The organism is Mycobacterium sp. SMC-13 (genome assembly GCF_045311035.1).
In the GTDB taxonomy this organism is placed as follows: domain Bacteria; phylum Actinomycetota; class Actinomycetes; order Mycobacteriales; family Mycobacteriaceae; genus Mycobacterium.
In genome coordinates this window covers 200,497-210,137 of record NZ_JBJIAI010000004.1, presented here as the reverse complement: position 1 = coordinate 210,137, position 9,641 = coordinate 200,497, and the positions used below count along the sequence as shown (strand labels likewise).

Genomic DNA, 9,641 nt, shown 5'->3' with positions numbered 1-9,641 from the left:
CTCTCGGGCCGTCATGACGCGTTCCGGCAGTTGGTGCCCGGCTCCTGAGGTGGCGGAGGGAGTGCCGTGGCCGTCGGGGACGGAGCCGCGGGCGAGGTCGGGGACGGTGCGGGGCCGGAAGGGTTGGGGGCGGGCGCCGGGCTGGGTGCCGGTGCCGGGGTCGGAACGGCCGTCGTCGACGCCGGTGCCTCGGGACCGGGGGCCGGGCCGCGCGGTGGCTGCGGCACCACCGACAGCGACGGCGCGGGGGCGGGTGCCGCCGGCGGGGTGACGACGGGCGGAGCGCACAGCGGCAGCAGCGAGCTGCGGCTGAGTTCCTTGAGCTGACGGATCGCGTCGTCGACGGTGCCGGTCGGCAGGCCGGCGGTGACCTGGGCGCGGCCGGACTCGCGCAGATCGGCGACCTTCATGGGTTGGCAGCCCGCCCGGGTGTCGTCGACGCCGATGATCGTCATGTCCGAGTGGCTGTCCAGACACGCCAGCAGGTAGGGCTCCTGCAGCGGCAGCCCGAGCAGCGAGCCCGGCACGCCGCGCATGATGTAGACCGAGCCGTTGTGGCCGGAGACGTAGTAGTTGCTGCGGATCAGGTAGCGCCCGACGGCCAGTCCGCTCACGAGCAGCAGGATCAGCAGGATCGCGCCGATGATCAGATTGCGCCGGGTGTGCTTCTTGCGCTGCGGTGGATCAAGTTGTGCCGCAGGCTTTTTCGCGGCCGCTGCCACACGCTTGGGGTTGAAGGCGGAGGCGCGTCCGGCCGCGGTGTTGGGCGGCAGGGTGTCGTCGTCCTGACCTGACACCGCGCCCGCCAGGATGGGTGCGGTCTGGCCGTACTCGTAGTCGACGACGTCGGCCACCACGACCGTCACGTTGTCGGGGCCGCCGCCGCGCAGCGCCAGCTCGATGAGCCGGTCGGCGCAGTCCACGACGTCCGGGATCTGCATGGCGGTCTGGATGGTCTCGTGGCTGACCGGATCGGACAGGCCGTCCGAGCACAGCAGGTAGCGGTCACCGGCGCGGACCTCGCGCATCGTCAGCGTCGGCTCGACCTCGTGACCGGTCAGCGCCTTCATGATGAGCGAGCGCTGCGGGTGACTGTGCGCCTCTTCGGCGGTGATGCGGCCGTCGTCGACCAGGGTCTGGACGAAGGTGTCGTCCTTGGTGATCTGGGTCAGCTCGCCGTCGCGCATCAGGTAGCCGCGGGAGTCGCCGATGTGCACCATGCCCAGCCGCGTCCCGGCGAACAGGATGGCGCTCAGCGTGGTGCCCATGCCCTCGAGCTCGGGGTCGGCCTCGACGTGCGCCGCGATGGCGGCGTTGCCGTCGTGGACGGCGTCGTTCAGCTTGGCCAGCAGATCGCCGCCGGGTTCGTCGTCGTCGAGGTGCGCCAGCGCGGCGATCACCAGCTGCGAGGCGACCTCGCCCGCGGCGTGGCCGCCCATGCCGTCCGCCAAGGCCAGGAGGCGGGCCCCGGCGTAGACGGAGTCCTCATTGTTGGCGCGGACCAGGCCGCGGTCGCTGCGCGCGGCATATCGGAGTACGAGTGTCACGGGCGCAGCTCAATTACCGTCTTGCCGATTCGAACCGGCGTTCCCATTGGAACCCTTACCGCCGTCGTCACTTTCGCCCTGTCCAGGTATGTACCGTTGGTCGATCCTAGGTCTTCGACGTACCACTCGGAGCCTCTCGGCGACAGCCGGGCGTGCCGTGTCGAGGCGTAGTCGTCGGTGAGCACCAGGGTGGAGTCGTCGGCCCGGCCGATCAGCACGGGCTGGCTGGTCAGGGTGATCCGCGTGCCCGCGAGGGCGCCTTCGGTCACCACCAACTGGCGCGCGTACCGGCGTCGGTCCCGGTTGGGCAGCAGGGTGCCACGGAACGCCAGGCCGCGCCGCACCATGACGGCTCCGGTGGGGGCGTAGATGTCGGTGCGCAGGACGCGCAGGACCGACCAGATGAAAAGCCAGAGCAACAGGAGGAAACCGACCCGCGTCAGCTGCAGAACTAACCCCTGCATCCGACGTCCTCTCCGTTGCCGCGTCGAGGCTGGGCCCGGTGCCCGGTAGCCGTCGGCATCGTCACGATACTTTGGCGCTCACCGGCCGGTGCGAACATCATCCGGCCGGTGACAGAAACCGGGCTCAGTGAACGCGGACCACGATCTCGGAGTGACCCACCCGGATGACGTCGCCGTCGGCCAGCTGCCACTCCTGCACCGGTGCGTTGTTGACGGTGGTGCCGTTGGTCGAGTTCAGATCCGAGAGCAGCGCGGTGTGGCCGTCCCAGCGGATTTCGAGGTGCCGGCGCGAAACGCCGGTATCGGGCAGACGGAACTGCGCGTCCTGGCCGCGGCCGATGACGTTCGCGCCTTCGCGCAGCTGGTAGGTGCGGCCGCTGCCGTCGTCGAGCTGGAGGGTGACGTTCGCGCCCGCGGCGCCGTAGCCACCGCCGTAGCCGCCGGCCGGCTGACCGTAGTCGGGCTCGGCGTAGCCGGCGGCTGCGCCGCCACCGTAACCCTGGTCGCCGTAGCCACCCGGGGCCGGCGCCTGACCGTATCCCTGATCAGCGGGGGCATGACCGTAGCCCTGATCGGCCGGCGCCTGGCCGTAGCCCTGCTGCTGCGGCTGGCCGTAGTTCTGCTCGCCGTAGCCGCCCTGGCCGTAGCCGCCCTGCTGGCCGCCGTAGCCCTGTTCGGGCTGGCCGTAACCGCCCTGCGGGGGCTGGCCGTAGCCGCCCTGGCCGTAGCCACCTTGCTCGGGCTGCCCATAACCGCCCTGCGGGGGCTGGCCGTAGCCGCCCTGCTGGCCGCCGTAGCCCTGTTCGGGCTGCTGGCCGTAGCTCTGCTGGCCGTAACCCTGCTCGGGCTGGCCGTAACCATGCTGAGGACCGACCGGCGGCGGTCCGGGAGGACCACCCTGCGGGCCGCCGAAGCCGCCCTGGCCGTACCCCGACGGGCCGGCGCCGTAACCGGCCTGCTCGGGCTGGCCATAGCCACCCTGCTGGCCGTATCCGGGGCCACCCTGCGGCGCGCCGTAGCCGCCCTGCTGGCCGTAACCCTGCGGTGGCTGGCCGTAGCCCTGGCTCGGGTCCTGCGGGTACTGCTGACCGCGCTGCTCGTCGGGCTGCCGTCCGTAGTCGTACTCGTCGCCTGGCTGGCCCTGTCCCGGGCCGGGACGGTGGGTCGGGTTGTCAGTCATCGTTGGTACTCCTGGTTCTGCGGTGTGCACGCGGTCGCTGGGTGCCGGCCGCGGTGGCCCGGCGGTTGAGTCGGGGTTGACCGCGCCGTGGGCGCGGAATTGGCCGGTATGAAGGCCAGGTGACGGCTCAAACCTGACGACCACCTCACCATACGTTTGCCATCCCCGCTCATGGACGAATCCCTCAAGGTGTTTGGCAAAAGCACTGGGTGTGAGGTCAGGATCGGCGTTCACCTTCTCGAAATCGGTGTTACTGAGCGTAATGACGTATTCGTTCGGTGCCAAAATACGGCCGCCACCGACATCACGGGCACCGGATTCGGCTTCCCGCTGGAGGGCGGCCTCGACTTCCGGGGGTGCGATCGACCCCCCGAAGACGCGGGCAAAAGCGTCTCCGACCGTGGTCTCGAGCTTGCGCTCGATCCGGTCGACCAGACCCATGTCCCCCTGCCTCGCTTCGTCTCGGTGGTCCAGATGTGATGTGCGCGATAACCGCGGACACCACTGTTACGCATGGTATCGGCCTGACCTTGCAATACGTGACCAACAGAATCGTGAGAATTCGAAAGCCGCAGGTCAGGACGTGGCCGGCCGGCACGCGGACCGGCCGATCGCTGGATTTCGCGGTCGCGGCGGACCAAATTGGGCCGTATCCGGTGGTCAGGCGCGGATTTGGAGCCGGGGGTGGGGGTGGTGATACTCTCTCCCAGTTGTTTGGGGCGAGTGGCGGAATGGCAGACGCGCTGGCTTCAGGTGCCAGTGTCCTTCGGGACGTGGGGGTTCAAGTCCCCCTTCGCCCACACAGAGCGGTTCTACGGAATCGCAGCGCTTAGGTCACGATCCAGATATGGGTCGTGACCTTTGTGTTTATGTGAGGCTGGCTGAAGCGATGCGGATTCAGCAGGGCGCAGGGGACTTTTGTCGGCAAATCCCCACCAGCGCAGGCAAGTTCTCGGGTCAAGAGCCCTGTGAGTTGGTCAGAACGTAGCGAGCCCCGCGGCGTTCGCCCTGGAGAGTTAGGCGTCCGTCGTCGACCAGTCGCTTCAACGTTGCGCGCGCTTGTATCGGAGTTGTCTGGCAAAGCAGGGCGGCCTGGCTCCGATTGATCGAACCGTACGCGCTGACGTAATCGAGGACCATCCGCTCCTGTTGCAGGGGGTCAGCCCCTTTGATACGGACGTAAGCATTGCGGTCCTGCGCCAAGTCGTAGAAGCGAGCGGTGAGGTGGAACCGGCGGCTTCGTCCCACCCCACGAGCTTCCAAGATTCCAGCTTCAACGAGCCGGCCGAAGAGGCTCTTCGCCGTGGCCGGAATCAATTTGAGGGCCTCGGCGACCTCGGGGCTCGTAGCAGACCCCGACGACTTCACCTCGTGGACAATGCGCAGCTCATCCAGACTCAGCGGCTGCTGACGCTGGTTCTCCCAAGACAAGAGAAATCTCACCAAGTCGAGGTCGGCATGTCCGAGAGGCACCGTGACTACGACTGACTCTGCATTGCTTCGCGAGTAATCGGGGACGTCGCGGCCGGCACGCAGTTGTTGCTCAAACATGTCGTTGACGCCCTTGCCCCGGCGTTCGACTAGGCCGGCTCGCTTGAATGCGGCAGCAAGTAGCGGACTGCGGGGGCGGGACTGATCAAGGATATTCGCGATGGTGACGCCGGGAGGGAAGCCACCCGGATTCGACACGACGAACTCAGTGGCCGTGACTTGCACAACGGTAGGCCCGAGCGCCGCGTAGTCGCGGTGCACCAGAGCATTCGCGACCGCTTCCCGGCGTGTCACGGAGGGGATGAGCGAAATCTCTACACGATGCATTCCCGCCATGAGTTCGGTGACGCTGTTGCGCTGATCGATGAGGTCACGCAAGGCTTCGGCCGCTCGTAGCAGTGGAGCAACAATGCGGACGTTGGCAGAACTATTGCCGGGGCGTAGATCCTGAAATAGAAACTCCGCGTTGGGAACCCAACGGCGTACGGCATCTTCGGTTCCGAACAACAGAATCGCTCCCAGGCTCAGCGGATCGTTGAGCGGAACGAGTCCGAGTGCTCGCAGTATGTCAACGTCAGAAAGTCCACCCAGGTCGTCACCCGCGGCATGACAAAGCTTTCGGAAGCGGTCAAATTCGTCGGGGTCCAAGTCGTTGAAAACCGCGCCGCGGGCCACCGCTGCAGCGAAGTCCTGCCCACGCGTCACCATGCCCATACTGACGATCTCATGTGCTGTCATCGGGACGCATGCCGGCTTGCCGGTCGTATCGATCACTCGCCTGGTGAAGACGCCGAGCTTGGTGCCGATCGGGCCCGGGTCCGCGCGGGGGATGTCGATGCGAATGATCTCGCGGTCGTCGACAAGTTCGACGCTGACATCGACGGCAAGGGCGGGCTCGGTGTTCGCTTGTATGTACGCGGCGACTCGGGCGGGATCGGTGTTGGTGCCATGCCGCGCCGCAGCGCCGACCACGGTCCCGTCATCCTCGACACCGATAACGAGTACGCCGCCGTCACCGTTTGCGAGGCAGGCCACCGCTTTCGCTAGATCTCTGTCGTTGATGTCCGACTTGAATTCGATTGTCAGGCTCTCGCCACCGGCGAGGATGGCGTGTGTGTCCACCACACGATTATGCATAACTATGGGAGGCTAGTGGTTCTGTGCGGCGGAGTCATAACTTTTGAACTTTATGAAGCGTGGCGATCGTGCCGTTCAGGTCCGCTGGCACGGTCCGCGGGGGATGGTGATTGCTCAATAGCGACCCGTGTTCGTGGAACGAACAAGAACGTCGGCCGCCGCCGGTACGTTTGCCACGAGGTGTCTAGATCCGTGAGGGTCGGCACCATGCCCAGGAGTTCGATCGGTACGGGGGATCAATTGTCGGAACGTAGCAGCAGCGCGAGGCGGTCCCGGTGCGGGGGCGGTTGCCTACGATCAGTGTGTTCCCGTTGCGGCCTGCGCCGGGCATCGACGTAGCCAGAGGGAGGGCAATGGACGTCTTTCGTGTGCATCGGGAGTTGATCGACGATTACCGCTCATTTACGACCAGCGAGGTGGTACCGCTCGACCCGCGAATCCACCAGCACGTCCAGGAGGAGCTGGCCGAGGGTAAGCAGTGGCCCGAGCCCTGGCTGTCCCTGAACCCGATGTTCGCCTCTGGGGGGTCGATCGATGACCTCGTCGCCGAGAATCTTCTCCACCCAGAGTGCTCGGCCATCTTCCGTCCGAAGCAGCGAATGGACGACAGCGGCGCACAACCGATCACTCTGCACCGCCACCAGCGCGAGGCGGTCGAGATCGCGCGGTCAAACAAAAGCTACGTCCTGACCACCGGTACCGGCTCAGGGAAATCACTGGCCTACATCGTGCCCATCGTCGACCGGGTGCTGCGCCAAGAACCGCGGGAGCGCGGGGTCAAGGCGATCATCGTCTATCCCATGAACGCGCTGGCCAACAGCCAGGTCGGTGAGCTGGAGAAGTTTCTGCGCTTCGGCTATGGGGAAGGCAATGAACCGGTGACTTTCGCCCGCTATACGGGCCAAGAGCAGGGTGAGGAGCGCGAGGCCATCCTCCGCGACCCGCCGGACATCCTGCTCACCAACTACGTCATGTTGGAGCTGATGCTCACGCGGCCCGAGGAACGGCGCAAGCTTGTCGAAGCCGCCAAAGGGCTGCATTTCCTGGTGCTCGATGAGCTGCACACGTACCGCGGCCGCCAAGGCGCTGATGTTGCGATGCTAGTGCGGCGGGTGCGCGACGCCTGCCAGTCGCCGGACCTGCAGTGTGTCGGAACCTCGGCGACTATGGCCAGCGCCGGGACGGCCGAGGACCAGCGCCGGGTGGTGGCCGAGGTCGCCTCGGCGTTGTTCGGCGCTGAGGTCACCGCAGAACGTGTCATCGGAGAAACATTGGACAGGGCCACCGTCGGCGATCCGGAAGACACCGAAGGCCTGCGCCGTGAGGTCCGCCAGGGCGGAGCCAACGGCGACTACGACACGCTCGCGCGGTCCCCGTTGGCCACCTGGATCGAGATCAAGTTCGGGCTGGCGACCGAGGAAGGGACAGGCCGCATCATCCGCGAGGCCCCGGCGAAGGTTCGTGATACCGCGGCCCGGCTGGCGGACCTGACCAGGACCACCGTCGATGAGTGCGAGCAATCGATCCGCGCCACACTGCTGGCCGGCTCGGCGGCGCAGCACCCCGTCACCAACCGACCGCTGTTCGCGTTCCGGCTGCACCAGTTTCTGTCCAAGGGCGACACCGTGTACGTCTCGATTGAAGACGAGGCACGCCGACACATCTCCTCCCAATATCAGGTCACCGTCCCCGACCGTCCCGGCGATCTGCTGATGCCGCTGGCGTTCTGCCGGGAGTGTGGGCAGGAATACTTGGTGGTCGCGAAAACCGTTGACGGATCGACGGTTTCCTACCGTCCGCGCCGGGACCGCGACGCCAGCGGCGGCGACCAGGCAAACGGCTACCTCTACATCTCGACGGCTCAGCCGTGGCCGGTCGACCCGTTGCCCGAAGGGCGGCTACCGGATTCGTGGCTCGTCGACGGAACCGTCGCAGATCGGCGCCGCCCATACCTGCCCCGCCGCATTCGTGTCGACACCACAGGAGCCGAGGTCACGGCCGCGGGCACCGACGCCGCATTCGTGCCGGCCCCGTTCCGGTTCTGCCTGCGCTGTAAGGTGTCCTACGAGCAGGCCCGGGGCAGCGACTTTGCCAAGCTCGCCACCTTGGATGCCGAAGGTCGAAGCTCCGCGGTCTCGGTGCTCAGCACATCAATCGTGCGGGCGCTCAACAAGATTCCCGAAACCGAACTGAGCGCCTCAAGCCGCAAATTGTTGACGTTCGTCGACAACCGGCAGGACGCAAGCCTGCAGGCCGGGCACTTCAACGACTTCGTACAGATGACCCAACTACGCGGCGCGCTGAACCAGGCCGTGCAGCGCGGCACTCTGCGCCACGACGACGCCGCCGAACAGGTCGTCAACACCCTCGGTTTGCGGTTCGAGGACTATGCGGCCAACCCGGAAGCCGTGTATGGGGCGCGCAGTTCGGCCGAACGGGCGTTCAAGGAGTTCATCGAGTACCGCCTGTACACCGACCTGCAGCGGGGTTGGCGGGTCACCATGCCCAACCTCGAACAGACGGGCTTGCTGCGCATCGGCTACGAGTCGATGACCGAGATCGCCGCGGACACCGCGCTGTGGTCATCGGCTTATCCGCCGCTGCGTGACGCGCGGGCAGGGGAACGAGAAGAGCTGTGCCGCATCGTGCTCGACGAGTTTCGCCGCGAACTCGCGGTAGACGTCGAGTGCTTGACCGACGACGGGTTCGACCGGATCCGCCGCCAGTCGGATCAGCACCTGCGCGGGCTCTGGGCGATCCCGCCGCGTGAGCCGCGACCGCGCCCCGGTGTGGTGTCCACCCAGTCCGGTGCTCCGGGGCGGCCGCGTGCCGACGTCCGACTCACCGGGCGTTCGGCGTTGGGCCGCTACATCCGGGAAGCGAGCGGGCTGAGCATCGACGGCGGCCCGCTGGACACCGGTGACGCGCAGAAGGTGATCGAAGACGTGCTGGCCACCCTGGAACGCGCCGGGTTGCTCACCGCCATCGAACTGCCGCGGCTGCCAGGCCCCAACTATCGGCTCAAGGCCTCAGCGGTCATCTGGTATCCCGGCGACGGGGTCTCGGGGGCGCCCGATCCGCTGCGCAAAGGCTTCGACCCCGAGCAGGGCACCCGGGTCAACCCGTTCTTCTTGGACCTGTACCGCAACATCGCACCGGAACTGACCGGCATGTACGCCCGCGAGCATACCGCGCAGGTCTCGGCCGGCGATCGGGAGGAACGTGAAAAACAGTTCCGCCGTGGTGATCTAAAGGTGATGTATTGCTCGCCGACGATGGAGTTGGGCGTGGACATCGCGAGCTTGAACGCCGTCGGGCTGCGCAACGTGCCCCCAACGCCGGCCAACTACGCGCAGCGCAGCGGGCGGGCCGGCCGGTCGGGGCAACCGGCGCTGGTCACCACCTACTGTGCAACCGGAAACGCGCATGACCAGTACTACTTCCGGCGATCCGCCGACATGGTCGCCGGCTCGGTGGCCGCGCCCCGGCTCGACCTCACCAACGAAGCCTTGCTGGCCTCGCATCTGCATGCGCTGTGGCTGTCGGAGACCGGCGCCAACCTGCGGTCCCGGATGCCGGACCTGCTCGACATCGACCAAACGGGGATGCCGCTGACCGAGGATCTGAAGAAGGCCCTCGACAATCCGGACGCGGTCCGCCGCGCCGCCGAGCGGGCCCGCCAACTGATCGCCGAACTCGCCGACGAACTGACGGCCACGGCTTGGTGGCACAGCGAGTGGTCAGACACCATCATCAGCGGCGCCCCGAAGGCTTTCGACGACGCCTGCGTCCGTTGGCGAGAGCTCTACCAGTCGGCCCTCG

General features: G+C 66.8%; 4 protein-coding genes, 1 tRNA gene and 1 pseudogene. 2 read left to right on the top strand and 4 right to left on the bottom strand.

Annotated elements, in window-relative coordinates:
- Nucleotides 1-11 precede the first annotated feature (11 nt).
- The 3 genes from ACJH6I_RS08630 to ACJH6I_RS08620 all read right to left on the bottom strand — a co-directional run bounded on the left by ACJH6I_RS08630 (nt 12) and on the right by ACJH6I_RS08620 (nt 3,632).
- Entirely contained in the window at nt 12-1,547 is a 1,536-nt protein-coding gene (locus ACJH6I_RS08630) for a PP2C family protein-serine/threonine phosphatase (RefSeq protein WP_406783952.1), read from the bottom strand.
- Nucleotides 1,544-2,011: an FHA domain-containing protein gene (locus ACJH6I_RS08625; protein ID WP_064859211.1), complete on the bottom strand. Its 468-nt coding sequence runs from the start codon at nt 2,009-2,011 to the stop codon at nt 1,544-1,546. The genes ACJH6I_RS08630 and ACJH6I_RS08625 overlap by 4 nt, the downstream gene beginning before the upstream one ends.
- Before the next feature lie 124 nt (nt 2,012-2,135).
- Nucleotides 2,136-3,632, bottom strand: coding sequence for a DUF3662 and FHA domain-containing protein (locus ACJH6I_RS08620; protein ID WP_406783951.1), 1,497 nt, complete (start codon nt 3,630-3,632; stop codon nt 2,136-2,138).
- A gap of 276 nt (nt 3,633-3,908) precedes the next feature.
- Between ACJH6I_RS08620 and ACJH6I_RS08615 the strand changes: the two genes are divergently transcribed.
- Nucleotides 3,909-3,991 (top strand) — tRNA-Leu (locus tag ACJH6I_RS08615).
- A gap of 157 nt (nt 3,992-4,148) precedes the next feature.
- On the opposite strand, the gene ACJH6I_RS08610 is transcribed toward ACJH6I_RS08615, so the two are convergent.
- Nucleotides 4,149-5,804: an RNA-binding domain-containing protein gene (locus ACJH6I_RS08610; RefSeq protein WP_406783950.1), complete on the bottom strand. Its 1,656-nt coding sequence runs from the start codon at nt 5,802-5,804 to the stop codon at nt 4,149-4,151.
- A gap of 368 nt (nt 5,805-6,172) precedes the next feature.
- On the opposite strand from ACJH6I_RS08610, the pseudogene ACJH6I_RS08605 reads away from it, so the two are divergent.
- Nucleotides 6,173-9,190, top strand: a pseudogene (locus tag ACJH6I_RS08605) (DEAD/DEAH box helicase); the annotation flags it as partial.
- Nucleotides 9,191-9,641 lie beyond the last annotated feature (451 nt).